The organism is Citromicrobium bathyomarinum (assembly GCF_038594605.1).
Classification (GTDB): Bacteria; Pseudomonadota; Alphaproteobacteria; order Sphingomonadales; family Sphingomonadaceae; genus Alteriqipengyuania; species Alteriqipengyuania bathyomarina_B.
In genome coordinates this window covers 320,444-345,686 of record NZ_JBCFZM010000003.1, presented here as the reverse complement: position 1 = coordinate 345,686, position 25,243 = coordinate 320,444, and the positions used below count along the sequence as shown (strand labels likewise).

The 25,243-nt window shown below is 66.4% G+C and carries 25 protein-coding genes and 1 tRNA gene; 15 read left to right on the top strand and 11 right to left on the bottom strand.

The genetic code is table 11. The annotated features are described in order from the left end of the window. Positions 1-7: 7 nt before the first annotated feature. On the bottom strand, positions 8-397 hold the full coding sequence (locus tag AAG612_RS13075; RefSeq protein WP_342510767.1) for a hypothetical protein: 390 nt from the start codon (positions 395-397) through the stop codon (positions 8-10). Positions 398-610: 213 nt separating this feature from the next. Between AAG612_RS13075 and AAG612_RS13070 the strand changes: the two genes are divergently transcribed. The 3 genes from AAG612_RS13070 to AAG612_RS13060 all read left to right on the top strand — a co-directional run bounded on the left by AAG612_RS13070 (position 611) and on the right by AAG612_RS13060 (position 4,299). Next, positions 611-2,335 carry an ATP-binding cassette domain-containing protein gene (locus AAG612_RS13070; protein ID WP_342510765.1) on the top strand — a complete coding sequence of 575 codons (1,725 nt, stop codon included), beginning with the start codon at positions 611-613 and terminating at the stop codon, positions 2,333-2,335. Beyond that, positions 2,332-3,603 carry a nucleotidyltransferase family protein gene (locus tag AAG612_RS13065; protein ID WP_342510763.1) on the top strand — a complete coding sequence of 424 codons (1,272 nt, stop codon included), beginning with the start codon at positions 2,332-2,334 and terminating at the stop codon, positions 3,601-3,603. Before AAG612_RS13070 ends, AAG612_RS13065 begins: the two co-directional genes overlap by 4 nt. 78 nt (positions 3,604-3,681) lie before the next feature. Continuing rightward, the gene (locus tag AAG612_RS13060; protein ID WP_342510761.1) at positions 3,682-4,299 is read left to right on the top strand and encodes a hypothetical protein; all 618 of its coding nucleotides are present in this window, start codon (positions 3,682-3,684) and stop codon (positions 4,297-4,299) included. Between the two features lie 254 nt (positions 4,300-4,553). On the opposite strand, the gene AAG612_RS13055 is transcribed toward AAG612_RS13060, so the two are convergent. From AAG612_RS13055 to AAG612_RS13045, 3 genes are read right to left on the bottom strand one after another with little or no spacing between them, the layout of a single operon-like run. After that, positions 4,554-6,416, bottom strand: a complete 1,863-nt coding sequence (locus AAG612_RS13055; protein ID WP_342510759.1) for an asparagine synthase-related protein — start codon at positions 6,414-6,416, stop codon at positions 4,554-4,556. Positions 6,417-6,422: 6 nt separating this feature from the next. Continuing rightward, positions 6,423-6,716: a PqqD family peptide modification chaperone gene (locus tag AAG612_RS13050; protein WP_342510757.1), complete on the bottom strand. Its 294-nt coding sequence runs from the start codon at positions 6,714-6,716 to the stop codon at positions 6,423-6,425. Then, positions 6,709-7,638: a phosphoenolpyruvate carboxykinase (ATP) gene (locus tag AAG612_RS13045; RefSeq protein WP_342510755.1), complete on the bottom strand. Its 930-nt coding sequence runs from the start codon at positions 7,636-7,638 to the stop codon at positions 6,709-6,711. Before AAG612_RS13045 ends, AAG612_RS13050 begins: the two co-directional genes overlap by 8 nt. Positions 7,639-7,813: 175 nt before the next feature. On the opposite strand from AAG612_RS13045, the gene AAG612_RS13040 reads away from it, so the two are divergent. Beyond that, a complete protein-coding gene (locus AAG612_RS13040) occupies positions 7,814-8,278 on the top strand; it encodes a lasso peptide biosynthesis B2 protein (RefSeq protein WP_342510753.1) in 465 nt (154 codons plus the stop codon). A 24-nt stretch (positions 8,279-8,302) separates the two neighbouring features. Here the strand turns inward: AAG612_RS13040 and AAG612_RS13035 are convergent, their stop codons facing one another. The 4 genes from AAG612_RS13035 to AAG612_RS13020 form a co-directional block, all read right to left on the bottom strand. Beyond that, positions 8,303-8,932, bottom strand: a complete 630-nt coding sequence (locus tag AAG612_RS13035; RefSeq protein ID WP_342510751.1) for a 2OG-Fe(II) oxygenase — start codon at positions 8,930-8,932, stop codon at positions 8,303-8,305. 74 nt (positions 8,933-9,006) lie between these two features. Beyond that, complete coding sequence (locus AAG612_RS13030) at positions 9,007-9,738, bottom strand: glutaredoxin family protein (RefSeq protein WP_342511207.1); 732 nt, start codon at positions 9,736-9,738, stop codon at positions 9,007-9,009. A gap of 26 nt (positions 9,739-9,764) precedes the next feature. Beyond that, on the bottom strand, positions 9,765-10,244 hold the full coding sequence (locus tag AAG612_RS13025) for a DUF411 domain-containing protein (protein WP_342510750.1): 480 nt from the start codon (positions 10,242-10,244) through the stop codon (positions 9,765-9,767). Between the two features lie 30 nt (positions 10,245-10,274). After that, positions 10,275-10,547, bottom strand: a complete 273-nt coding sequence (locus AAG612_RS13020) for a metal-sensitive transcriptional regulator (protein ID WP_342510749.1) — start codon at positions 10,545-10,547, stop codon at positions 10,275-10,277. Positions 10,548-10,623: 76 nt separating this feature from the next. Between AAG612_RS13020 and AAG612_RS13015 the strand changes: the two genes are divergently transcribed. Next, complete coding sequence (locus tag AAG612_RS13015) at positions 10,624-12,315, top strand: copper resistance system multicopper oxidase (protein WP_342510747.1); 1,692 nt, start codon at positions 10,624-10,626, stop codon at positions 12,313-12,315. Then, positions 12,312-13,313 (top strand): copper resistance protein B, encoded by a 1,002-nt coding sequence (locus AAG612_RS13010; protein WP_342510745.1) that lies wholly within the window; start codon positions 12,312-12,314, stop codon positions 13,311-13,313. The genes AAG612_RS13015 and AAG612_RS13010 overlap by 4 nt, the downstream gene beginning before the upstream one ends. Positions 13,314-13,427: 114 nt before the next feature. Here AAG612_RS13010 and AAG612_RS13005 read toward each other — a convergent pair. After that, a tRNA-Gln gene (locus AAG612_RS13005) sits at positions 13,428-13,501 on the bottom strand. Positions 13,502-13,684: 183 nt separating this feature from the next. Between AAG612_RS13005 and AAG612_RS13000 the strand changes: the two genes are divergently transcribed. Together AAG612_RS13000 and AAG612_RS12995 are read left to right on the top strand one after the other, a co-directional pair. After that, the gene (locus AAG612_RS13000) at positions 13,685-14,932 is read left to right on the top strand and encodes a Ppx/GppA phosphatase family protein (protein ID WP_342510743.1); all 1,248 of its coding nucleotides are present in this window, start codon (positions 13,685-13,687) and stop codon (positions 14,930-14,932) included. A gap of 1 nt (position 14,933) precedes the next feature. Further along, positions 14,934-15,593, top strand: a complete 660-nt coding sequence (locus AAG612_RS12995; RefSeq protein ID WP_342510742.1) for an RlmE family RNA methyltransferase — start codon at positions 14,934-14,936, stop codon at positions 15,591-15,593. Positions 15,594-15,648: 55 nt separating this feature from the next. Here AAG612_RS12995 and AAG612_RS12990 read toward each other — a convergent pair whose 3' ends face one another. Continuing rightward, on the bottom strand, positions 15,649-16,341 hold the full coding sequence (locus AAG612_RS12990; RefSeq protein ID WP_342510739.1) for a c-type cytochrome: 693 nt from the start codon (positions 16,339-16,341) through the stop codon (positions 15,649-15,651). A 155-nt stretch (positions 16,342-16,496) separates the two neighbouring features. Between AAG612_RS12990 and AAG612_RS12985 the strand changes: the two genes are divergently transcribed. The 7 genes from AAG612_RS12985 (at position 16,497) to AAG612_RS12955 (ending at position 23,718) form a co-directional block, all read left to right on the top strand. Next, complete coding sequence (locus AAG612_RS12985; RefSeq protein WP_342510736.1) at positions 16,497-17,129, top strand: hypothetical protein; 633 nt, start codon at positions 16,497-16,499, stop codon at positions 17,127-17,129. 1 nt (position 17,130) lies between these two features. Then, complete coding sequence (locus AAG612_RS12980) at positions 17,131-18,438, top strand: DUF4350 domain-containing protein (protein ID WP_342510735.1); 1,308 nt, start codon at positions 17,131-17,133, stop codon at positions 18,436-18,438. Beyond that, entirely contained in the window at positions 18,435-19,397 is a 963-nt protein-coding gene (locus AAG612_RS12975) for an AAA family ATPase (protein WP_342510732.1), read from the top strand. Before AAG612_RS12980 ends, AAG612_RS12975 begins: the two co-directional genes overlap by 4 nt. Before the next feature lie 5 nt (positions 19,398-19,402). Then, a complete protein-coding gene (locus AAG612_RS12970; RefSeq protein ID WP_342510731.1) occupies positions 19,403-20,722 on the top strand; it encodes a DUF58 domain-containing protein in 1,320 nt (439 codons plus the stop codon). Beyond that, entirely contained in the window at positions 20,719-21,840 is a 1,122-nt protein-coding gene (locus AAG612_RS12965; protein WP_342510729.1) for a stage II sporulation protein M, read from the top strand. The genes AAG612_RS12970 and AAG612_RS12965 overlap by 4 nt, the downstream gene beginning before the upstream one ends. Then, positions 21,837-22,748, top strand: coding sequence for an RDD family protein (locus AAG612_RS12960; RefSeq protein ID WP_342510727.1), 912 nt, complete (start codon positions 21,837-21,839; stop codon positions 22,746-22,748). The genes AAG612_RS12965 and AAG612_RS12960 overlap by 4 nt, the downstream gene beginning before the upstream one ends. 76 nt (positions 22,749-22,824) lie before the next feature. Then, positions 22,825-23,718: a fatty acid desaturase family protein gene (locus AAG612_RS12955; RefSeq protein WP_342510726.1), complete on the top strand. Its 894-nt coding sequence runs from the start codon at positions 22,825-22,827 to the stop codon at positions 23,716-23,718. A 411-nt stretch (positions 23,719-24,129) separates the two neighbouring features. On the opposite strand, the gene AAG612_RS12950 is transcribed toward AAG612_RS12955, so the two are convergent. Continuing rightward, the gene (locus AAG612_RS12950) at positions 24,130-25,215 is read right to left on the bottom strand and encodes an isoaspartyl peptidase/L-asparaginase family protein (RefSeq protein ID WP_342510724.1); all 1,086 of its coding nucleotides are present in this window, start codon (positions 25,213-25,215) and stop codon (positions 24,130-24,132) included. Positions 25,216-25,243: the final 28 nt, after the last annotated feature.

Sequence of the window (25,243 nt, the reverse complement as noted above, 5' to 3'; positions counted from 1 at the left end):
CATTGCTTCATGAAACCAAGATCCCCGCAACTGCCCGAGCCAGTCGACCCAGATCATCTTGTTGCATCGGTCGATCCATAACATCTATTGCCGCCACCGGGTAGTTTTTCGTTTCGCCACCCGGGAGGCGCTCGACGAGTTGCGCTTTGAGCGTTCCGCGCTTCTCGATTGAAATCGCTACCGAATAATCGCGCGTGCTTTCGGCATGGCCCGAATCGGCAAGCGCGTCTGCCAGCTTTTGCTCGAAGATATCGCACGCCTGCTGCGAATCGATATTGCCCGGCAGCAAGCCCGCCCCCTCGACCGTACAGGTGTTCTCGATATCGCTCGTCACGCAGCCGGTATGCGCCAAAAACAACGCGGACGACAAGGCTGTTGTCCGGAAAATCTGCGCCATGCGAGTAAATGTCATCCCGCTGGCATAAAAATCGAATCATGAACGCAGGCTTTCCTGGAAGTGTTACCGGCTGTTCTTCGCGGATTGAGCGCGGCGGGCCCGGCGCATCCCGGCAACCTTTCCTCGTGCGAACCTGCCGCTTTCCCCCCTTCGAGGCTGCTTGACCCGCCCTGCGTAATGACTACCCCGCCAGTGGCGAGGCAGCGGGGCATCATGCGCGACCAATTCATTTTCTACCTCAGGGATTTGTATGAATTCTCCGGGGTGCGCCTGTGGGTTTCGGCCGCGCTGGTCGGATGCGGGGCCGTGCTGGAAGCGTTCGGAATTGTCGCACTCGTCCCGTTATTCTCCTTCGTCGTAGGCGGCGACGGCGAATGGGGCAGCGTCGATGTCGACGGCGTGTTCCGGCTGGTCGGTATCGAGAGCGCTTTTGCCAAGGCGCTGATGCTGACTGCCCTGTTCGTCGCCCTGATCGCGCTGCGTGCGCTCCTGCTCTATCACCGCGATGTCTACCTGAAGCAGCTCGCGCTCGAGTATGTCGACAAATGGCGGCGGGTCGTGCTGGGCGCGATCCGCGAGGCACCTTGGAAGGCGATCGTGGCGCAGCGCCGGGCCGATCTCGAGCACACCGTGCTGTCCGACGTCTCGCGCCTCTCGGTCGGGAACGACCGCCTGTTGCGAGGCGGGGCGACGATCGCGATCATGATCGCGCAGCTCGCAGTCCTGGCCACGCTTTCGCCTGCGATGCTGGTCTTCGTGATCGTCCTGATGGCCGTCTTCGGCCTGCTGGGAATGCCGCTTTTGCGTCGCTCGGAACGGCGCGGCATCGAAATGACCGGCCGCGGCCGCGGCTTGCACCGGACGCTGACCAATCTGCTGACCGGACAGAAGCTGGCGCGGCTCCATAATGCGCAGGAGGCTTTCAATCGCCAGATGACGCAAGCGGCGCAAGCGATGCGCGAGAACCAGATCGAGTTCACGCGCATCCAGTCCTCCACCCAAGGGATATTGCAGGTCGTCTCGGCCGCCGCGGTCGCAGCGACATTGCTGTTCGGATATTTCGCGATGGCCCTGTCGCTCCCCGTCCTGCTGGTGGTGGTGGTGATCGTCGTGCGGATCGCAGGCGCCGGTCAACAGCTCCTCCAGACCGCCCAGTCGACCGCGAACATGCTACCCGCGCTCGCCGCGATTCGCGCGACGATTGCCTCTCTTTCCGATAGCGGAACCGATGGCTTCGACGATGCCTCCGGCGACGAACCGCGCGCGCGGCGGGAGGCCCCTGCAAGCCTGGCGCTTGAAGAGATCTGGTTCCGGCATGGCAAGGATGCGTGGACCATCGAGGCAATGACCTTGCGCGCGCAGCCCGGCGAGTTCGTGGCGCTGGTCGGCCAGTCGGGCACCGGCAAGACAACCCTGCTCGACATCGCGACCGGCCTCCTGCCGCCCGCCCGCGGGACCGTGCGGGTCGACGGGCAGGTCCTGCAAAGCCCGGCGGACTGGCGCCACTGGCGCGACGAAATCGCCTACCTGCCGCAGGACCCGTTCCTGTTCGATGCCTCCATCGCGGAAAACCTGCGCTGGTTTATCAGCGATATCGGCGAAGCCGCGCTGACGGACGCGATGAGGATCGCGGACATCGCGGACAAGATAACTGCCCTGCCCGACGGCCTCGACACGCGGGTCGGCGAGCGCGGGCAGCTCCTCTCGGGCGGGGAGCGCCAGCGCCTGTGCTTTGCGCGCGCACTGCTCGCCAGACCGCGCCTGCTGATCCTCGACGAAGCACTGAGCGCGGTCGAAGAACACCGTGCGGACCGGATCATGAGGCTACTGGCGCAATGGCCGCATCGCCCGACGGTGATATTCGTCACTCACCGCAGCCAGGGCCTCGCTTTCGCCGACCAGGTGGTCGAGATGACCGTCAAAGGTCGTGAAGGATGACCACCGAAGAGCTTTCGACAGGCGAGCCCGATATCGTCGCAGCGCGCAACGTGCTGTTCGACCTTCTCTGCTGCGCGCCGAGCCCTGCCCCGCTGCGCAGGGAACTGACCGAAGAACAGTGGCTCTGGATCGCGCAAACCGCGCGCGATCATCGCCTTCTCCCGCTGCTGCACGCCGCCGCGCGCGCCGGGCCTGCCGACCTGTGGCCCGACCAACTGATCGAGCAGGCCGAGGCGAGCTACCGCACGCATTCGATGCGCTGGCTGACCCTTCAGTCGGCCATGCGACAGATCGGCACGCGCCTGACCGAGGCGGGCATCGGGTACGTTTTCCTCAAGGGCGCGACCCTCGCCTCCACCGTCTATCCCGAACCGGCGCTGCGCCCGCTGCGCGATCTCGACATCCTGGTCGAGGAGACGAGGGCGATCGACGCGCAGGGCCTGCTCGACGAAATGGGCTATCGGCCGCTGCCCGGTCGCTCGGCCAAGCCCAAGGCGGGGCACTATCAGCTGCCCGCGCTGCACCATCTCGGCACCAGGGTAACGGTTGAGGTGCATCGCTCGCTCGCGTCGGGCCTTGCCTACGACCCGGCCCCGCTCGCGCAGCGCCTGCTTGCGAGCGCGCAGGACCACAACATCGCGAACCGCCCTATCCTGCTGGCCGAACCCGCCGCGCTCTATTGTCACCTGCTGCTCCACGCTGGCCTCAAGTCGACCTTCGACTGCGGGCCGCTGGTCGTGGCGGATATCGCCTTCCTGCACGCCCTCGACCCGTCGCAGAGCGCGCGGTTCGGGGAGGTGGCGGAGGAATTCGGGCTCGCGCGGAGCCATGCGCTCTTTACCGCGATCCTGGCGCGGCACGGGCCGATCGCGCATGCCGATGGCAGCCCAACCGCCGTGCCCGATCGGCTGGTCGATCACGCCACGGCCCTGCTTGCCCTACCCTCCGAGGCGGTGCGCAATCGCAAACTGGTCAGGAACCTGCGGCAGGGCAAACCGCTCGCCAGCAAGCTGCTGGGCATGCTGCGTCTTGCAACCCGCCCGACCCGAGCCAAGATCGCCGTGGCGACGGGCGCCCGGCCCGATTCTCGCTTCGTGCTGCTGGGTTATCCGATCTGGCTGGTCGACCGGGCGTGGCATCTGGCAACGGGCGGCGCGGATGCCGACCGGACGGCAGAGGCCGATGCCGATCTCCAGCTGGAGGACTGGCTGGCCCGATCCGACGCACCCGGAGCGATAGACGCGGACGAAGAGTCCCGCCGCCGATGATGCAATGGCAGGCGTCTTGCTCCGCAGTCATGCTTGCGGCAACTACGTCGCACGCAGCCGGAAAGGATGCCGAGGCGCATGACAGTTGCAAAGGCGCAGTCTGAGCAAGGGTCGCAATTCTGGGACGGTGGCTACACACTCGTCGAAGGCTTGCTGGACGAGACCAAGCTGGATTTTGCCACCCGGGCGATCGACGCTTCGGACAGGCAGGGCGTAATGCGCAGGCGCACGGACCCGTTTCTGGAGCTTGCCGATGACGAATATTCGCCGGTCTTCGGCGAAATCCTGCTCCGCCATTGCCGCCCCAGGATCGAAGCCGTGATCGGCCGGCCGCTGCTCGAAACCTGCGCCTACTGGCGCATCTATCGCGCAGGATCGCTGCTCCAGCCGCACCGCGACCGCGTTGCATGCGAGATCAGCGCGACCTTGACGATTTCCAGCGAGCCGGAGGGGCAAGCCTGGCCGATTTTCGTCGAGGATCTGCACGGTACAGAGGTCCCGGTCACGATCCCTCCCGGATCGGGGCTGGTCTATCAGGGGGCAAAGGTGAAGCATTGGCGCGAACCGCTTCCAAGCGGCTCGCACAGGCAACTCTTGCTACATTATGTGCTGAAAGACGGTCGGTTCCGCGATCATGTCTTCGACAAGCGCGATACCGATCCAATCATGCGGCGAGCGGCTTCCGAGTCGGATTAGACTGCAAGCAAAAAGCGCGAGGCGCGGCCAACCGCGCCTCGCCCTGCCATACATCAGGACTGTTGGAGAATCCCGGGGAACTCGCTCGGGTCCGGAGTCGGGCCGGTCGCCGTGCTTTTCACTTCGAGAACTTCGAGTCGCGGCTCGACAAAAGCTTTCTTGGCTTCACGCTTTTCAAACGACATACGACATCCCCTGCAACCTATTCGAGGCAACTCAGTGCCTTGAGGATATATGGTTGTCAAATGGCAAATCTATGCTGTCTCGTTCTGCAGCCATGCGTCGATCATTCGCACCTGCCACATGAAGAACCGGATTTGGAGAACGTCAGCATCGTGCTGTCGCAGCTTGTCCTGACACATCGCCCCTGCGCGTTCGAAAGCCCGTGCGTCGATGATCTCTCGCAGGGGCCGGGCCAGTTCCTCGTAGGGAACCGGGTCACCACCATCCAGCGCCAGCGTTCCGCCGATGAAACGCCCCATCGACTTCGATTGCTGCCACACGATGCTGTCGGGAATGCGGCCCTGCATCGCGCGTCGATGAAGATAGCGACCCATTCCGCGATGCCGTTTCTCGATCGATGGCGTGGCGAGATATTGCGCAATCAGTTGCCGGTCGAGCAGGGGGTAGCGGTATTCGATGCCGTAACTGCCTGCGAAGTTCGCACATGACTCAAGCCGGGCGGACATCGCATGGCGAAAGCCGGGCTCCAGCGCGGCCATCGTGTTGAGGGTCAACTCGCCGCGCTCGGGGCACATCCAGCGCTCGATGCGATTCGCGAGCCCGCTGTCCTCCAGAAAGTCGCGCTGCAGGCAACTCACCGACAGCTTTTGCCGCATGGCACGGCGCGCAACATCGTCTGCATAGCCGACGCCGCGCGCCAGACCCCTGGCGAAGCGAACGGCATTGCGCGGGAAACGCCCCTCGGTTTCCGCGAACAGCAAGCGATATGCGCGGCGGCTGTGCAGTTCGTCGGCGAGGTGCGTGGCGGAGCCTGTCACCATCTCGTCGCCCCCGAAGCCGGAGAGGATCGTGCGGATGCCCAGCCCCTGCGCCTGATCGTAGAAGGCGGGATAGACGAGCGACTGCGCATGCTCGGGCGGATGGCCGAGGACCTTGAGCGACCTCGTGAAGGCATCACCCAGCCCCAGCATCTTCGGCCGCAGGAGCACGTGGGGATGCGGCACGTCGCATAGGGCCGACAGGGCGCGAAGCTGCGCAGGCTCCAATGCGTTCGTGACCATCGCAAAGGTGTGGAAGTCGGCCCGGTCGTGCGGGAGCACTTCGGCAAGACGCGCGACGACGGAGGAAGAATCGAGCCCGCCCGAGCTTTCTGCCCCGACCAGAAACGCGCTGGGGGCGCGCACCTCGACCGCGCGGTCGAAAGCCTCGCGATAGCGCCCGACCCATGCGGGATCGCGCGTGGTCGCGTGCGGGGCCGACAGGTCGAAATCGAAATAGCGCCGCTGGTCGATCGCGCCGTCCGGCTCCATCGTCATCCGGTGGGCGCGAGGGAGCTTGCGCACTTCTTCGAAAGCCGACCGGTCGTCGGCGAAATTGAAATAGGAGACGACAAGCGCCATCCATTGCGCGCTCGGGGTCAGGGCCAGCCCGTGTGCCGCGCGCATTGCGGCCGCCGATGTGGCGACCATCAGGTGATTATCGGTCACGGTGTAGAACAGCGGCTTTGCGCCCATGGCGTCGCGCGCGCAGAAAGTCCGCCCATTGCGCGGATCAAAGATCAGGAAGCTGAAATCGCCCTCCAGTTCCCCCGCGCAGTCGTCGCCCCACTGCGCGTGCGCGGCCAGAATGATCTGCGGATCGGTCAGTTCGGGCCTCAAGGTCAGGCGCAGCGTCGCACAAAGTTGCTCGCGATTGTCGAGCCGCACCCAGCCGGCGATCACGCGCCCGGTGCGCCCGCAGACCTGAGGCGTGGCTTCATGGAGCGACGCAGGCGTATTGTGATGCGCCGCGTGGCAGATCAGCGCGCGCTCGTTCTCCCAGCACCCCGCGACATCGGCGGGCGTGAAGGGCGTCAGCGCAGCGAGCAGCGCATCGGGGTCGGCCAGATCGCGCGGCGAGGCCGGTGGCTTGCGCGCTATGATCGCGGCGAACATGCCCGGTCAGTCGGCGGCGACCACGAGGCCTTGCGCCAGCATGTCGGACAGAAACCGCGCGACGATCCCTTCGAGATCCTCGACCTCACCCGTTTCGAAATCCTCTTCGATCGAGGCGACGAGTTCGGGCATGGTCCGCGGCTGCGCCAGCTGCGCCCATAAATGCCCGCCGGAGCCGCTGATCGCGAAGTAGGACCCCTTCTCGACATGCATCATCACCAGTTCCCCATCCATGTCGGTGGTGACGACATCCCTGGTGCGGATGAATTTCTGGTCGGGCGCAATCATCGTGTCACTCATCCTTGGTCAGCGATCCTTCGGCCTGGCGTTGATCGATCCGCCGCTCTGGCTCGGCGATCGCTGCGTGAAGCGCAAGCAACTTGTCGATCTGGCGGTCTATCTCGAAACCTTGTGCGGGACGCATCAGCCGGACCATCTGCGTGGTGGAAGCGAGTTCGGCGATCCGTCCCAGCAGCCGTGTCTCGATCCCCATCGCCGCATAGTACTCGGGCCGGAACACATTGTTGCGCAGCACGGTGAAACGATCGGCCCCGGTGATTTCTTCCAGCGCCTCATCCCCCCGCTCCGAGGGTTTCAGGCAGACCAACAGGCCGATGCGGGCAGGCGCAGCGCGATCGTGGCCGCCCAGCGGAAGGTTCCACTTCGCATCCTGCGGGCGCACGCGAGAGAGCGGCGCGGTATCGATGCCCAGCCGCCGCGCCGAATCGTCCCACAATTTCGCGCGGGCTAGACCGGGCAGGATCGTAGCGCCCTCGCCGATGGGGCAGACATCGTCGGCGAGGCAGCGATGGCCGCGCAGCATCATCGCCACCGCCATGGTCGATTTGCCCGCGCCGGAATCCCCGATGCAGGCGATCGCCGTATCGCTGCCCTGCGGCACGACCGCGTTCGCATGGAGCACCAGGAACCCGCGCTGCATCATGATCGCTGCAAGCCCCGAGCCGAGCAGGAACAGGCGCACTTCGTCTTCGTGGACGCCCGGGTACGGGCGATAGGCGATCGTGTGCCCGCCCGTGATCAGCATGGTCAGCGTGCCCGGAAAATCGAGCCACAGCTCCCCTTGCGACCCCCGCACGAAGGTGGCGACATCGGTCGGATCGCCGCCGGTCGATTTTGGCACCGGGCCCTGCCGGATCGTGATATCCGCCGGCCGGCGCGAAGCGGCAGGGGCCAGTTCGGGCAAGGCAATGTCGCTCGCCACGGCGAGGCCGTAAACCTGTCCGGCAAGGTCCGGGAGTGGGCAAGAGGATGGCATGTGCGGTGGCAGACGGCGCGCTGTCTTGTTGTGGTTACCGATACGACAAGCGGCCACGAAAGCCCTATGCCGTTCCTTGCGGCATGCCTATCATACGGGTGTGGGGGGAGCGAGGCGAAACGTGACCCAAGCGATTTTACAAAAGCTGAAGGCGGTATCGAGGCTCCCGGGCCGCTCGGCGGTGCTTGCACTGATCGCCTGGTGCCTCCTGTGGCCGAGCCGCCTCATCGTGACGGTCGTGCCCATTCGCAAGCTCTCGCGCCTGCTTGGCGCGGATCGGGGCTTGCCCTTCCAGAGCGTGGACATCGATGCCGCGCAGCACCGCAGAGCGGTTCGCATGCGCCGGGCGATGAAAATCGCCGCGCGCTTCAGCGGGGTCAGCGACGATTGCTATCCCCAGGCGTTGGTCGCGCATGCGCTGCTGCGCGTGATGGGCGTGCCGCATGCGGTCCTGTTCGGCCTTCGCCGGGCGCAGAGCGACGCCTCCATGGATGCCCACGCCTGGGTGATGGCCGGTGACGTGACGGTATGCGGCGGCGGCGCGATCCCCCATTATACCGTGGTGCGCTGTTTCTCGAGCGACTGAGAAGGGCGCGGGAAAGCGCCTCGGCTAATCGGTGCGGTGCACCCAGCAATTCACCGAAAAGCGCCCGTCCGCCCATTCGCCCGAGGGAACGGACACGGGCAACACCTCGTGCAGGAACATCGACGGGAAGAGAACCATCGTGTTGTCTTCCGGCTCGACCGTGATCGATCCGCTGCGATCGAGCGAATAGAGCTTCAGCTGGCCACCCGAGAAGGCCGCAGGCGTCCGCGAATAGTAATAGACCGCGCTGATCACCCTGCGCGAGCTTTGGGGCCCGCGATTGGTATCGATATGCGCGGTGAACAATGCGCCGTCGCCGCTGTGGACCGATTCGATCTCGAACCAGCGCTCGGCGGGAAATTCGACCCCGGTCGTCGCCTCGATCATGCTCTGGAGCGACACGAGCTTCGCCTCGAATATCTCGCGGAAGGCTTTCGGCAGCTTGCGGACATGCGAATGGCGCACACTCGGATCGACCTGACCGTTGACGCGCGTCATGTCCTCTTCGTATCGCGATATGGTGCTGGATTGATAAAGCGCCTGCGCCTCGAGCGTTTCGGCCAGCAGCGCGGCGTGCTCCTCCGGCGGCAGGAAACCGCGCTCCACATGCACGCGCGGCAGGCGGGCCATGATCCTCGAGCCTGGGCTCTTCACCGAGCTGTCCGACGCCTCCATCGCGCCCGAATATCAAGCGCGACACAAGCCGACAAGCAGCGTTGCGCTGCCCGTCAGATCGCGATCCAGCCCAGCGCCTTGGCGCCCATCCACAGGCCCATGCCGATCATGAACAGGTTCTCGGTCAGCGAGACGAAGCCGAGCGGCACGTTGCTGCCCCCGCCCACGCAGGCGCATTTGAGCTCGCGCTTGTCGACGTAGACGGCCTTGAACACGCTGACCGCGCCGATGGTCCCGATGAACAGCGCAATGGGGACCGAGACGATCGGCAGCGCATGCGCCACCATCAGCACCCCGGCCAGCGCTTCGCCGAAGGGATAGAGGAAGCCGTAGCGCACCCAGCGCCGCGCCAGCAGGTCGTAGTTGAGGAACATGGTCGAAAAGCTGCGCACGTCCTGCAGCTTCTGGATCGCGAGCAGCGCCATCGAGAGGCTGACGAACCACTCGGCGGCCTGCACCGTGAAGACCGTGTCGAAGACATACCAGCTGATCGCGAGGGCGAGCAGGAAGGCCACGCCGAAAATCGCGATGACCGGCTGATAGCTGGTCTCGCCTTCCTTGGGTTGGCTGCGCGACTTGCCGAAATATGCGCGCAGATCGTCGTAGCCACCGATCCGCTCGCCATCGATAAAGGTCTGCGGCGTGGTTTCGACGTTGTGTTTTTCCTTGAAGGCGTCGGTCTCCTCGCGCGTTTCGAGGTGATGATCCTCGATTTCGAACCCCTCGCGCTTCAGCAGGTCGACGGTCTTGAGACCGAAAGGGCACAGATGGTCGGGCATGACCATCCGGTAGACGGTGGCTTTCTTGCTGCTCACGATGCGCTCCCGGGGTAGCTGGCCCACACGCTGCGGCCTTCAGGCCCGAATGCGACGACCTGGAAGGGCTGGCGGTAATTGCCGTGCTCCATCCCCGGCGAGCCCATCGGCATTCCCGCGACGGCCAGCCCCTTCACGCCTGCCGGTCGCTCAACAAGCAGCCGCTCGACATCGGCAGCGGGCACATGGCCTTCGATCAGGTAGCCTTCGACGATCGCCGTGTGGCACGACTGCAGATCGGCGGGTACACCCTTGGCGGCCTTCACCTTCGCCATGTCGGGATGCGCGACCGCCTTGACGTGATGCTTGTCGCCCCGTTCGATGTGCTCGGCCCAGGCGAGGCAGCAGCCGCAATTCGCATCGCGATACATGGTGAAGCTGGCGGCCTGTGCGGCGCAGGCGGTCAGCGCCGCGCCGAGCACCAGCGTGCCGGCGAAAGTGCGGCGCGCGATGGCCGATCCGAGTGTGGCAATCATGGAATTCTCCTCCTGGAAATGGGCACGCACCTAGCGCTTCGTCTTCTCGAACAGCGTCACCAGTTCCTCGAACTTCTCGCGCTGCTCGGCCTCGTCGCCGCTGGCGATGGCTTCGGCGACGCAACAGGCGGCGTGATCTTTCAAGACCTGCGTCTCGACCTTCGCCAGCGCCGACCGGATCGCCTGGATCTGGTGCAGGATGTCGATGCAATAGCGATCGCTCTCGATCATCTGCGCGACGCCGCGCACCTGCCCTTCGATCCGGCTCAGCCGATTGATCTTCGCGCTCTTCATGTCCGACATGGCCCAAGGTCCGATTGTAATACCCTATGGGGGTATATATGGCCCGTATCGGATTTTCAATCGGAAGCACCATCGCATGGTCCAACTGTCCCGCCGCACCCTCATCCGCAGCACCGCCGCGCTCGCCGCCGTGTCTGCCCTCCCCATGCCCGCATGGGCGCGCGGACAATCGCTGGGTCACGCCCGCAACGGGTTCGGCGAAGTCTCGGGCGAGGACATCGAGCTCACCATCGGCAACCACCATTTCAGCACCGGTGGTCGCTCGGGCCACGCGGTGGCGGTGAATGGCACGGTGCCCGGGCCGCTCGTCCGCCTGCGCGAAGGCCGGAACGTGCGGCTCAACGTGACCAACAATCTGGCCGAAGACAGCTCGATCCACTGGCACGGCCTGCTGGTGCCGTTCCAGTTCGATGGCGTGCCCGGCGTCAGCTTCCCCGGCATCCGCCCGGGCGAGCGCTTCACCTACGAATTCCCGATCCGACAGAGCGGCACCTACTGGTGGCACTCGCACTCAGGCCTGCAGGAGCAGGCCGGGCACTACGGTCCACTCGTGATCGAAAGCGCCGAGCCAGACCCGCGCTACGACCGCGATTACGTGGTGCTGTTGAGCGAATTCACCCCGATGCATCCGCACGAAATCATGCGCAAGCTCAAGGTGGGCGAGCACTACTTCAACTATCAAATGCAGACCGCGACCGAGGGCGAGATGTCCGGCGCAATGCGCCGCATGTGGGGCCAGATGCGGATGAACCCGCGCGACATCTCGGACGTGACGGGCAGCACCTATACCTTCCTCATCAACGGCCACGGCCCGGCGGACGACCTGCAATTCGCCTTCCGTGCGGGCGAGCGGGTGCGGCTGCGGATCATCAACGGATCGGCGATGACGTTCTTCAACGTGCGCATTCCCGGCGTGCCGATGACCGTAATCGCCGCCGACGGACAGGATGTCGCCGAGGTCGAGGTGGACGAGTTCCAGATCGGCGTCGCGGAAACCTACGACGTGATCGTCAGCCCGCCCGACGGCAGCCATGCGATCGTCGCCGAGGCGATGGACCGCAGCGGCATGGGTGTCGCCAGCCTGACCAGCCACAAGGGCCATCGCGCTTCTCCGCCGCCGCTGCGCGAGCCGGTAACGCTGACCATGGCCGACATGGGCATGATGGACCACGGCGGCATGGCCGGGATGGAAGGCATGGACCACTCCATGCGCGATACCTCCACCCTGCCCGCTGATGTAAAAGTCGGCCCCGGGCACGACATGGTCTCGCCCATGCCGATGGACCGGATGGATTTCCCCGGCCTCGGCCTCGACACGGTCAATCACCGCGTGCTGCGCTACACCGATCTCAAGGCCAAGCGGATCAACCCGCATCGCGAGGTGGACCGCGAGATGCGCATCCATCTCACCGGCAACATGGAACGCTACATGTGGAGCTTCGACGGCAAGACATTCACCGCCGTCACCGACGATCCGATCCGCTTCGGGTTCGACGAGCGGGTGCGCGTGACGCTGGTCAACGACACGATGATGGCGCACCCCATCCACCTGCACGGCCATTTCTTCGAGCTGGTCAACGGCGCGGACCATATGCACCAGCCGCTGAAGCACACCGTGGTCGTCCAGCCGGGCGGCACCGCGACCTTCGACCTGACCGCCAACGAGCCGGGCGACTGGGCCTTCCACTGCCACCTGCTCTACCACATGCACGCAGGCATGATGCAGGTGGTGACGGTGCGGCCCTTCCCGGCGGGAGACGGCGCATGATCCGCGCGATGCTTCTCGCCGGGGCCGTGCTGCTGCCCGCTCCGCTCGCCGCGCAGGATCATTCCGCCCATGGCAGCAAGAGCGAGCCCGCGCCTCAGATGGATCACTGCGCGATGGGCCATATGCCGCCTGAGCAGTGCGGCAAGCAGGAAGAGAGCGAACCGGCCCCGGCGATGGACGACAGCATGGCAGGCATGGACCACGGCTCTCACGGAGCGATGACCGATAAGTCCGCGGCGGGAGCCGCTCCGGAAGAGGCCGTTCCCGCGCGTGCGCTGGAAGGGCCGCGCCATGCCGCCGACGCGATCTGGGGCGAGGAAGCAATGGCGCCCGCGCGCCGGGAACTCGCGCGTGGAAATGGCGGCATGACCACCGGCATGGTGCTGGTCGAGCGGCTCGAGGCGCGCATTCCCACCAATGGGGGCGACACCGGCTACCTGTGGGATGCGCAAGCCTGGTACGGCGGCGACCTCAACCGCTTCGTCCTCAAGACCGAGGGCGAAGCCGAATTCGGCGGCGCATTGGAAGACGCCGAGATCCAGGCGCTCTACAGCCGCGCGGTCGGGCCGTTCTTCGACTGGCAGGTGGGTGTGCGGTTCGATCCCGAGCCCGACAGCCGCACGCATCTGGTGCTCGGCGTGGCGGGGCTGGCGCCCTACATGTTCCATGTCGACGGCGCGCTGTTCCTGTCCGACCGGGGCGATCTGACCGCTCGGGTCGAGGCGGAATACGACCAGAAGATCACGCAACGCCTGATCCTCCAGCCCCGGATCGAGGCGGAGTTCGCCGCGCAGGACATTCCCGAGCGCGACATCGGCGCAGGCGTCACCAGGGTCGAGCCGGGGCTGCGCCTGCGATACGAAATCGCCCGCGAGTTCGCGCCCTATGTCGGTATCGAATACGAGGCGAAGCTGGGCGAAACAGCCGACCTCGCCCGCGCGGCCGGCGAAGACCCGGATGGCCTGAAAGCGGTCATCGGTCTGCGCACCTGGTTCTGACCGGGGCGTCGCGGCGCGCCGTCAAGCGTAACCGCAGCCTCCGCTTTCGCGCCGACCCGCATAGGCGGTCGCCAGCAAAGGCGCAGCTATACTTATGTTTTCATGGTAAAAAGCTGGATGCCCCGTGAGGATTCGAACCTCAATAGACAGAGTCAGAGTCTGCAGTCTTACCATTAGACGACGGGGCAAGAGCCGTGCGGAAACGATCGCGAAGGCGAGTCTCCGGCTGGGCGAAGCGCGCATTTAGAAAGCCATGGGCGCAGCGTCAAGCACTCAAACTGCTGCCAGCCTTGCCGAAATGCGCCTGGCCGGTTAGCATTGGCGCCAGGTCCCCGCAGGATTTAGGCTGCGGGAGGAATGGAAAAAGTATCATGGCGGACATCGTGCCGCCGGACGATGGCAAGAGGGCTTGCAACACGGAGGGCGATACGTCCGGCGAGGTGACCGAAAAGCGGCACCTCCACTCTCCGAAGCCCGCCGAACCGCGCAGGCGCCCGCGTTCCACCGAGGGCAGGCGGCGCAATCCGGCATCCAAGCAGCCGTCGACCGGCAAACACCAGCCTGCCGGCGCGCATCAACCCGCAGGCCGCCGGCCCGCCCGCTACGGGCGACAGGCCTATGCGGCGCTGGACCTCGGCACAAACAATTGCCGCCTGTTGATCGCGCGGCCCTCGGGACAGGATTTCACGGTGATCGACGCCTTCAGCCGGGTCGTGCGGCTGGGCGAAGGGCTCGCGCTGTCGGGCAGATTGTCGGACGAGGCGATGGACCGCGCGCTCGGCGCGCTGCATGTCTGCGCGGAGAAGCTGCGGCGCCGCAATGTCTTCCTCGCCCGCTCGGTCGCGACCGAGGCATGCCGCAGGGCAGCCAATGGCGAACGCTTTATCGAGCGGGTGCGCGAGGAAACGGGCATCGCGCTCGACATCATTTCCGCACAGGAAGAGGCGCGGCTTGCGGTGCTCGGCTGCCACGTCCTGCTCGAACAGGGCGATGGCCCAGCGCTCATCTTCGATATCGGCGGCGGATCGACCGAGCTCATCCTCGTTGGGCCCGGCGAAGGCGCGATCCCGCGCATTCTCGACTGGCAGAGTGTGCCGTGGGGTGTCGTCTCGCTGACCGACACGGTGATGCGCGAAGGCCAGAGCGCCGAGAGCGAGGCAGACCGCCTCGCGCTCTACGCCGCGATGCGCCAGACGGTGGACGACAGCTTTGCACCTTTCGCGCAGCGCATTGCCGATGCCGCGGAAGATGAGGATATTCGCCTGCTCGGCACCAGCGGCACGGTGACCACGCTGGCCAGCCTCCATCTCGAGCTGCCCCATTACGACCGGCGCGCAGTCGACGGGCTGATCGTGCCCTCGGCCTCGATGCGGAACATCTCCGCACGGCTTTCGCGCCTGAGCCTCGAAGAGCGCGGGCGGGTGCCGTGCATCGGGCACGACCGGGCGGAACTGGTGGTGGCGGGCTGCGCGATCCTCGAATCGATCCTCGACCTATGGCCCGCCGACCGGCTGGGCGTCGCCGACCGGGGCATCCGCGAAGGCATCCTGCGCAGCCTGATGGCGGCCGATTTTGCAGGCCCGGGGACGGGCCAGACTTCCAATAGGAGCGCAAGCTAAGATGGGCAGATCACGCAGTGATCCCGACAAGCGCGTGCGCACCGCGAAGCGGCGCACCGCGTCGTCCACGCGCTGGCTGGAGCGCCAGCTCAACGATCCTTACGTAAAGGAAGCGAAGGCTGCGGGCTATCGCAGCCGCGCGGCCTTCAAGCTGATCGAGCTGGACGAGAAATTCGGCATCCTGCGCGGGAGCGAACGGATCGTCGACCTCGGCATCGCGCCGGGCGGCTGGGCGCAGGTGGTGCGCAAGCAGCGCCCGCAGGCGCGCATCGTCGGCATCGACCTGCTGCCGACCGAACCGATCGAGGGCGTTGCGATTCTGGAAATGGATTTCATGGCGGACGAAGCACCCGACCGAATCATGGAACATCTGGGCGGCGCGCCCGATCTGGTGATGTCGGACATGGCGGCCAATACCGTGGGCCACAAGCAGACCGACCACCTGCGGACCATGGGCCTCGTCGAAACCGCCGCCGATTTCGCGATTGCGACGCTGACGCCCGGCGGGCAGTTCATCGCCAAGGTGCTGGCCGGGGGCACCGATGCCGAATTGCTCACGCTGCTCAAGCGCAACTTCAAAACCGTGAAACACGCCAAACCCCCGGCGAGCCGCAAAGGCTCGTCCGAGTGGTATGTCGTCGCCCAAGGCTTCAAGGGCTAGTTTTCGAAACTAACGCGTCGGACGCGTCGGCGGTCAGCCGCCGACGCGAAAGAACCTAGTTCTCGCCCGCAGCATTGGCCGCAGGCACCGGCTGGTCCGCGCCCATCGCGCCCGCAGCTTCGGCTTCGCCCGCATCGGCGCCTTCGACTGCGCCGGGACCTTCGCCCGCACCGTCGACCTCGTCACCTGCCTCTTCGCCTGCATCCTCGGGCTCAGGCTCGGGCAGCGGCGGGCCTCCGCCATTTTCGAGCAGGTAGAGAATCACATTGGCGCGATCTTCCGGATTCGAAAGGCCGGCAAAGCTCATCTTGGTGCCATTGGCAAAGGCGCGCGGGCTGGTGAGCCACGCGTCCATGTTCTCGAAGTCCCACTCGCCACCATGGCCCGACAGCGCAGAGCTGTAGGCGAAGCCGGCAGCATGCTGGCCGATGCCCGTGCCCATGACGCCGTAGAGATTGGGGCCGATCCCGTCGGCGCCGCCCTGGGCGATCGTGTGGCACGCGGTGCACTTGGCAAACACGCCTTCGCCCGCAGACGCGCTGCCCGAAGCGAGCAGAGTGGCGAGCGAGGGCCCGCTATCGGCGCCGCCCTCTTCCTCTTCGGACTCGATGAAGAAGCCCGGCTTCGCGCCTTCGGGCAGTTCGTGATCGTCGGCCTTGAAGTACATCGAGCTGAGGCTCGACGCGCCGAGGGCGATGATGCCCGAGAACAGGATCCACCCGAAAGCGGTGTTGCGATCGTCTTTCATCGAATTATGCCTGGCCAAGTCTAATGGGAAAGGGTGCGCGCGCGATCTAGCCACCACTCGGGATATGCGCAAGTGCCACGGACCCGGTCCCGAAGCTGCATGCCCCATAAGGAACGGCTTGCGGCACCGGTTGGCGCATGCCAAGCCTCGCACCTGTGACGATCGGGGCAGGCACGGATGAGGGGGCACAGGAAGCCTGGCGCGCGGTACGCGACGATTCCGACATCCAGTTCGAGCCCCTGCCTCCGCCCGAAATGCCCGAAACACCCGCATGGCTGCGCGCCATCGCGGAATTTCTGGCGGAGATCTTCGCCCCTCTCGCCCACGCCTTCGTCGGCGCGTGGCCGGTGCTTCAATGGGTTCTCGTTGCGGTCGGAGTGATCCTGCTGGTGCTGCTGATCGCGCGCATTCTGGGCGTGCCGCTCGCCCGGCTGCACGGCAAAGCGCCCAAGGACGAGCCCGATCTGGTGCCCGACCGCGAAGAAGCGCAGAGCCTGCTGAGCGATGCCGACGCGCTGGCCGCGCAGGGCCGCTACGGCGAGGCGGTGCGCCTGCTGCTCGCCCGTTCGATTCGCCAGATCGCACACCGCCGCCCCGATCTGGTCCAGCCCTCCAGCACGGCGCGCGAACTTTCGCGAATCGAGGCGCTGCCCGAGGCTGCGCGGCGCGCCTTCAGCGCCATAGCCCGCGCCGTGGAGCGCGCGCTGTTCGCACTCGAAGACCTGAGCGAGCGCGACTGGCACGAGGCCCGCGCCGCCTATGCGGATTTCGCGCTGGAGGGTCGCTGAGATGGCTGCGGTCCCGACGCAGGGCGCATCTGGGGGTGCAACCGGGGGCGCATCCCGCGCGGCTTTCGGCAAGCGCGGCACGCTGGCGCTGGTCGGATTCGCGGTGATCGCGTTCGTCGCCTTCCTCTATCTTACCGGACAAGGCGGCCTTTCCGGCTCTGCCAATAATGGCCGCGCCCATGCGGCCGGAACCGGGCTGAACGGATTCGTCGGACTGACCCGGATGCTGGAAGCGGACGATGTGAGTGTGATCCGCTCGCGCGATCGCGGCGCGCTCGACACGCCGGGTCTGCTGGTACTGACCCCGCCGAGCGAGGTGGACGGCGAAGAGCTGAGCGGGATCGTCGATCGCCGCCGCACCATTGGCCCGACGATGATCATCGCGCCCAAGTGGTTCGCGATGCCCGCGCAGGAGCGCGCCGCCAAGCGCGGCTGGGTGCGCCTGACGGGCGCGAGCGGCGATTGGGAGATCGAGATCGCCGGGCGCACGATCGAAGTTGCGGGCGAGACCGACCGCAAGAGTGCAGCCCGGTGGGAGGGGCTGGGCCGCGAGGGCACCATGCCGAGCGAGCAGACCTTGTCGATGGTCGGCTCCGACAGTGCCCCGGGAGCCATCGCACCGCTGGTTACCGATGCGCAAGGCAACATCCTCGCCGGATACCTGGCCGACGACGGCAGCTATCTGGACGGCGACCTCTATCTCGATCCGGATTCGGACGACGCGACGGCCGTCTATGGCGTGATGCTGGTGGCCGAGCCGGACCTCGTCAACAACTGGGGCCTTGCGGACCGCACCCGCGCCGCCGCGGCGCGCGAGCTGGTCGCCATTGCCCGCCAGGGCACCGAGGAATCGGTCCGGTTCGATCTGACGCTCAACGGCCTGGGCGGTTCGCGCAACCTCCTCACCCTCGCGTTCGAACCGCCGTTCCTCGCCGCCACGCTGACCCTGCTGCTGGCGCTCGCCATCGCGATGTGGCGCGCCTTCAACCGCTTCGGCCCCTCGCTGCGCCCCGCGCCCGACATTGCGCCGGGCAAGAGCCAGCTGGTCGCCAACGGCGCGCAGGTGATCGGGCGTAGCGGAAGGTGGCACCTGCTGCGCGATCCCTATGCCAACCTCGTCGCCACCCGCGCCGTCCGCCGGCTCGGCCTGCGCGAGACTCCGGGGCAGAGCGCCGAGGAAACGCTGCACGAACGCGGCGAACACGATCTTGCAAACGCCATTACCGCCCTGCGCAATGCGCGCGGGCGAGCCGAAACCCTGCGTGCCGCCCGTGGGCTGCGCGCATCAGAAAGGACGACCCAGCAATGACGCAAGCTCTCGAAACGCTTCGCGGCCTCGCCGCCGATGTGAAGGCCGAAATCGGCAAGGCGATCGTTGGCCAGGAAGAGGTGATCGACCATCTGCTGGTCGCGCTGATCGCGCAGGGCCACGTGCTGATGGAGGGCCCTCCGGGCACGGCCAAAACCTTCCTTGCGCAATGCTTCGCGCACGCCACGGGGCTCGACTACGGGCGCATCCAGTTCACGCCCGACCTCCTGCCGGGCGATATCCTGGGCTCCAACCTGTTCAACTTCCAGACCAGCCAGTTCACGCTGACGCGCGGCGCGATCTTCACCGAACTGCTGCTGGCGGACGAGATCAACCGCACCCCGCCCAAGACGCAGGCCGCGCTGCTCGAAGCGATGCAGGAGCGCCGCGTGACGCTGGACGGCGAGACGCATGTGCTGCCCGACCGCTTCATGGTCGTGGCGACGCAGAACCCGATCGAGAGCCAGGGTGTCTATCCGCTGCCCGAGGCGCAGCTCGACCGCTTCCTGTTCAAGCTGATCGCCGCCTATCCGACCGAAGAGGAAGAGGCGAACATCGTCGCCCGCTTCGGCGCCGAACAGGGCCCGCCCCGCCCCGAGACCTTCGGGATCGAGGCCGTGACCGGGCGCGAGGCGCTGCAGGAAAGCATAGCGAGCGTGAAGGCGGTGACACTGGCACCGGAGAATGTCGACTACGTCGTGCGGCTGGTGCGCGCGACCCGCGAACACGCCGACCTTGCCACCGGCGCAAGCCCACGCGCCGCCGTGCTGCTCGGCAATGCGGCCCGTGTGCGCGCCGCACTCGACGGGCGCGACTATGTGGTGCCCGACGATATCAAGGGCCTGGCGACGGCGGTGCTGCGGCACCGGCTGATCCTCTCCGCCGCCGCCGAGATCGAGGGCCGTGAGGTCGAGGCGATCGTGGGCGACCTGATCGAAAGCACGCAGGCGCCGCGCTGATCGCAATGGCCGCGCTGCTCCCCACCATCCGCACCGCGCGCCTCGTCGCGCTGGCCGCGCCGCTGGCGCTGGCGGTCGCGCTGCTCGCGCCGCAGGCGTGGCTGGCGGTGCCGGTGGTGGCGGGGATATTGCTGCTGCTGGTGCTGGTCGACGGCGCGCGCGCGGGCACGCTCAGCGAGTGGAAGCTGGAGCACGATGCCGATGTCGAGATCGGCCAGCCCTCTCCCCTGCGCGTCTCCGCCGATCTTTCCGGAACGCCGGGCTCGGCGCGCGCCGCGCTCTCGCTCGATCCGCGCATGGCTCCCGGCGGCCGGGTCGCGCTCGATCTGGCACCGGCGCAAGGCGTGTGGAGCGGCGAGGTGGATCTCGAAGCCAATCGGCGCGGGACAGCGGATGTCGACGGGCTCTGGCTCGCATGGGACGGGCCCTGGGGCCTCGGCGGGCGGCAGAAGCATATCGATCTCGACCGTGCGATCCGCGTCTGGCCCGATCTCTCGCCGATCCGCAGCCGCCCGTTGCAGGCGCTGCTGCGCGACGCGGAGCTGGGCATCATTTCGCGCAGGCGACGTGGGCAGGGCACGCAGTTCGAGGCGCTGACCGAATATCAGCCCGGGATGGACCGCCGCCGGATATACTGGAAGGCGAGCGCGCGCCACGCCGCGCTCTATGCGCGCGAGAACGAGGCGGAGCGTAACAACCAGATCGTCTTCGCCTTCGATTGCGGGCAGGCGATGTGCGAACCGATCGACGGCCTGCCGCGCCTCGACCGCGCGGTGAGCGCAGGCCTGACCGCCGCCTATGTCGCGCTCAAGGGTGGCGACCGCACGATGCTGTTCGGCTTCGCCCGGCGGCCGGTGCTCGCCAGCCCCTTCGTCAGCGAGACGCGCGCCTTTGCCCGCCTGCAACAGGCCGCCGCCGGGCTGGATTACATGCAGGGGCAGGAAGCGAACTACACGCTGGCGCTCGCGACGCTGGCCGCCCGGCTCAAGCGCCGCTCGCTCGTCGTGCTGTTCTCCGACTTCAGCGACACCACCGCCGCCGAGATGATGATCGAGAGCCTCGCCCGTCTGACCAAGCGCCACGCGGTGGTCTTCGTCACACTCGAAGACCGCGAATTGGCAGGCTTCACCGAAGCCGAGCCGGACGATGTCGATACCATCGCCCGCGCGGTCACCGCCGATGCGCTAGCGCGCCAGCGCCAGCTGGTGCTGAGCCGGTTGCGCCGGATGGGCGTCGAGGTGATCGAGGCACCGCACGACAAGCTGGGCTTTGCGGTGATCGACCGCTACCTCGCCCTGCGCGCGCAGGAGGCGATCGCCGGATGAAAACGCCTCTTATTTCTGGCACGATCCGCAATCCCTTCGCGGCGAAACCGCTGCCCGAGCAGCCCGATATCGAGGCCGCGGCGCTGCGCTCCGATCGTTTCCGGCTGGAGCGCGAAGGCGACTGGCGGCGGCTCGAACGGATCGTCTCGCGGCTGGAGAAGAACAGCATCCGCCGTCTTTCAGACGAGGATATCGCCGACCTGCCGGTGCTCTACCGCCAGGCCGCCTCCAGCCTTGCGGTCGCGCGCGAAACCTCGCTCGACGCGGCGACGCTCAGCTTCCTCGAGGATCTGGTCGAGCGCGCGTGGTATCAGGTCTACGGCCCGCGCAACGGTCTCTTCCGCTGGCTCGGCAGGTTCTTCCGCGGTGGCTGGAGCCGTGCGGTCCGCCGCATCTGGATCGACATCGTCCTCGCCGCTGCGGCGATGATCGCGGGCGTGGCGGCAGGCTGGCTGCTCGTCGCGCGCAATGTCGAATGGTATTTCACGCTCGTTCCCGGCGCGCTGGTCGGCGGGCGCATGCCGGGCGCGAGCCGCGCGGAGCTGGCGCAGACGCTGGCGATAGAAGACAGCGCGGGCGGCCTCTCCGCCTTCGCCGCCTATCTGTTCTACAACAATGCGAGCGTCTGTATCCTCGCCTTTGCGCTGGGCTTCGCCTTCGGCGTGCCCACGCTGCTGCTGCTGATCTACAACATGGCGATGCTGGGCGCGATGATGTGGCTGTTCGGCTCGGTCGGCCTGCTGCCAGAGTTTCTCGCCTGGCTGAGCGTCCACGGCACGACCGAGTTCGCGGCGATCCTGCTGGCGGGCGCAGCGGGCGTGCATGTGGGGCGGCAGATGGCCTTTCCGGGCACGGCGAGCATCCTCGCCGCCACGGCGGAGGCGGGCCGCCGGGCCGCGCTGGTCATGCTCGGCTGCATCTTCATGCTGATCGTCGCCGCCCTTCTCGAAGCTTTCCCGCGCCAGCTTGCGGGGTTCGAAACGCGCGCGCTGATCGGCGCATTCATGCTGATCGTGTGGCTCGCGCTGTTCACACTCGTCGGACGCGACAAGGCCGAACGCGGCAGGGCCGAACGCGGCGGGGCTGGCCGCCGTGCCCGGCAGGAGGACGCGGCATGAGTGCGGCACGGCGCGACGCTGAGGAAAAGCGGCGGCGGCAGGTCGTCACGCCCGAAGGCGTGCCGCTGGACATTGTGCTGGCCACGAGAGGCTCGCGCCTGCTCGCGCTGATCCTCGATTACACGTTCATCTCCCTGACGATCTTTCTCGTCACGGTGGCGCTGATCTTCCTCGGCATCAATCTGGAGAAACTCGACCAGCTCGACAGTGGCGGCGGGGAGTTTCTGCTCGTGCTGTTCATCGTTTCGCTGTTCCTGCTGCTGAACGGCTATTTCATCTTCTTCGAGATGGGTCCGCGCGGCGCGACGCTGGGCAAGCGGATGGTGGGCATCAGGGTCGCCGCGAGGCCACAGGGGCAATCGGGCGAACGGCTGACCGCAGAGGCGATCATCGCGCGCAATCTGCTGCGCCAGATCGAAATCTTCCTGCCACTGAGCTTCTTCAGCGCGGCGGGCGAAGGCGGCGCCGGTTCGGCGTGGATCGTGGGATCGCTGTGGTTCGCGGTGTTCATGCTGTTCCCCTTCTTCAACCGCGACGCCCTGCGCGCGGGCGATGTCGTCGCAGGCACCTGGGTGGTCGAGGCTCCGCGCCGCAAGCTGGCCGACGCGCTATCGCTGCATCAGGGAACGCAGGCCGATGCCGCGCCCGCTTATCGCTTCGGCAACGAAGAGCTGTCGGTCTATGGCGAGTACGAGTTGCAGCAGCTCGAACGCGTGCTGCGCGATGGTGACGACAAGACGCTGGAGGCCGTCCACGCGGCGATCGTGCGCAAGCTCGGCTGGCAGGCCGGATCGGGCGACGAGCGCGAGTTTCTGGAAGCGTTCTACACCGCGCTGCGCGCCAAGCTGGAAGGCGACATGCGCTTCGGCCAGCGCAAAGCGGACAAATATGCCGAGGCCGAACGCTGAGGGCTAAGAATGCCGGGCGGGCTCATGATTGCACTCGTCGCACCGCTCCGATAATATCGGTGGCGGAGAGAGACTTATGAGACACGCCCCGGCAATCCGCGATTACATCACCAATGGCGAAGTCGCCGCGCTGAGCAGGAAATCCGACTCACGCGCCGCGACGACCGTGCTGTTCCAGGCCGCGCTGGCGGTGGCTGCCTTCGCGGTGGCGATCGCGTGGCCCAATCCGCTGACGATCCCTGCTGCCATCATCGTGCTGGGCGGGCGCATCCAGGCTTTCGGGATCATCACGCACGACTGCGCGCATGGTGCTTTCTTCCGCACGCCCAAGCTCAACACCTTCGTGGGCAAATGGATCAGCGGCGCGATCGCGCACGTCCCGCTCGATCTCTATCGCCGCTATCATCTGAACCATCACAAGTTCGCAGGCACGCCCGACGATCCCGACAAGTGGATGGTGAAGGCCTACCCGGTCACGCGCGCATCGCTCAAGCGCAAGCTGATCCGCGACATCACCGGCCAGACCGGCTTTCGCGATCTGCTGGGCGAGATCAAGGGCTTCAAATGGAGCCAGACCGGCCCTTCGGTGCTGTTCCATGCGCTGCTGTTTGTGGCGCTGCTGGCGGTGGGCGCGCCCTGGGCTTACCTGATGTGGTGGGCCGCGCGGATCTTCGTCTATCCGCTGACCATGCGGCTGCGGCAGATTTCGGAGCATGGCGTGGCGAAGGATCGCGATGCGATGGACGCGCGGATCAACACGGGCACCACGATCCCGCGCTGGTGGGAGGCGCTGCTGCTGAGCCCGTGCAATGTGAACTACCATCTGGAGCATCACATCTTTGCGGGCGTGCCACCCTATCGGTTGGCGCAGCTGCACCACCTGCTGAAAGAACGCGGCTATTACCGCGACCACGACTGCATCGCCTACGGCTTCGGCGACGTGCTTCGCAGGGCGACACGGGCGGCCTGACCAAAAAGTCTCCCCTCCCCTTGGGGAGGGGTTGGGGTGGGGGTTCGCAACCATCGGCCTGGGCACCACCCCCTCCCAACATCTCCCTTAAAAGGGGGAGGAGCAGGTTGCGCCAAGCGCTTCCGGCGGATTTTCCTACTTCACGCGCACAAGCTAAAGTGGCGATGGCTCTTTCCCATCGTCCTCCCTCCGTCCCGCGCACGCACCACGTCACGGCCCCGCGCGGCGCAAAACCGGCAATGCGTCATCCGGCTTTCCGCAAGCCTTTGACAGACATGACTTTTCCCAGGGTGACACATGGGTGACACGTGTCACCCGTGTCGCGCGCGTCCGATCAGTCGCCCTAGATCGAACCTCGCGCACGACTTCTAAGCCCAAAACACCGAACCACGATCGGGTCTGGCAGACGCTCTACTCGCCCTCGCCGTAGATCGCGATCTCGCGCACGCCTTCGCTGGTCGAGCGGGCGCGATACATGCCGGGCGTGTTGAAGCTGAAGATCGCGTCGCCATCGGGAGTGACGAGGATCACGCCGCCATCGCCGCCGAGTTCCTCGACCTCCGCCAGAACCTCATCGGCGATAAGCTGCGCCTCGTCCGTTGCAAGGTGGAGCGGCCCCCAACACTCACGGAACACGCCTTCTTCCCGTACCCCCGGACAGTCGACCTGTTCGGCCACTCGGAGATAGCGAATCTCCGTACAAATCTCCTGCGCCACGCCGACGCGGATAAAGAACTCGCCCCACCCGGTCGCGGAGACCGCGCAAGAGCGGTTGTCGGCATAGGTCCCCGCACCGATCACCGGCGCATCGCCGATCCGGCCCCAGCGCTTGCCGGTCATCCCGCCCGTGCTGGTCCCCGCCGCAAGGTTGCCTTCCATATCGAGCGCGACCGCGCCGACCGTGCCGAACTTCAGATCGACGTCGATGGACGACAGCGCCTCGGCCTTCATCCGTTCGAGCGACTGCCGGCGCGCATCGGTCGCGAACCATGCGTTCGGCACGCGCTCCAGAGCGGTGTCGTCGGCGAAGGTCTCCGCGCCCGCCCCGCTCAGGAACACGTGCCGCCCCTCGCGCATCACCTCCTGCGCCAGCAGGATCGGATGGCGCACCGTGCTAGTGCCGGTGATCGCGCCCGCCGCCCGGTCGCGCCCGTCCATCAGCGCGGCGTCATGCTCGATCGTGCCATCCCAGGTGAACACCGCGCCGCGGCCCGCGTTGAACTTCGGATCGTCCTCCATCAGCGTGATCGCGGCGGTCACCGCGTCCATCGCGCTGCCGCCGCCCTGCAGGATATCCTCGCCAGCGCTCAATGCCGCATCGAGCGCGGCGCGATACTGCGCCTCCTGCTCGGCGCTCATATTCTCGCGCAGGATCGTGCCCGCCCCGCCATGGATCGCGAAGGACCAGCGCGGCTCGTCCTGATCGGAACCGTCCTGCGCCATCGCGGGCGCGGCGAAAAGCATCGCGGCAAGTGCAAGAGCGAACCTGAAGTGCATGATTGATTCTCCCCGAAAACCGCGCCGA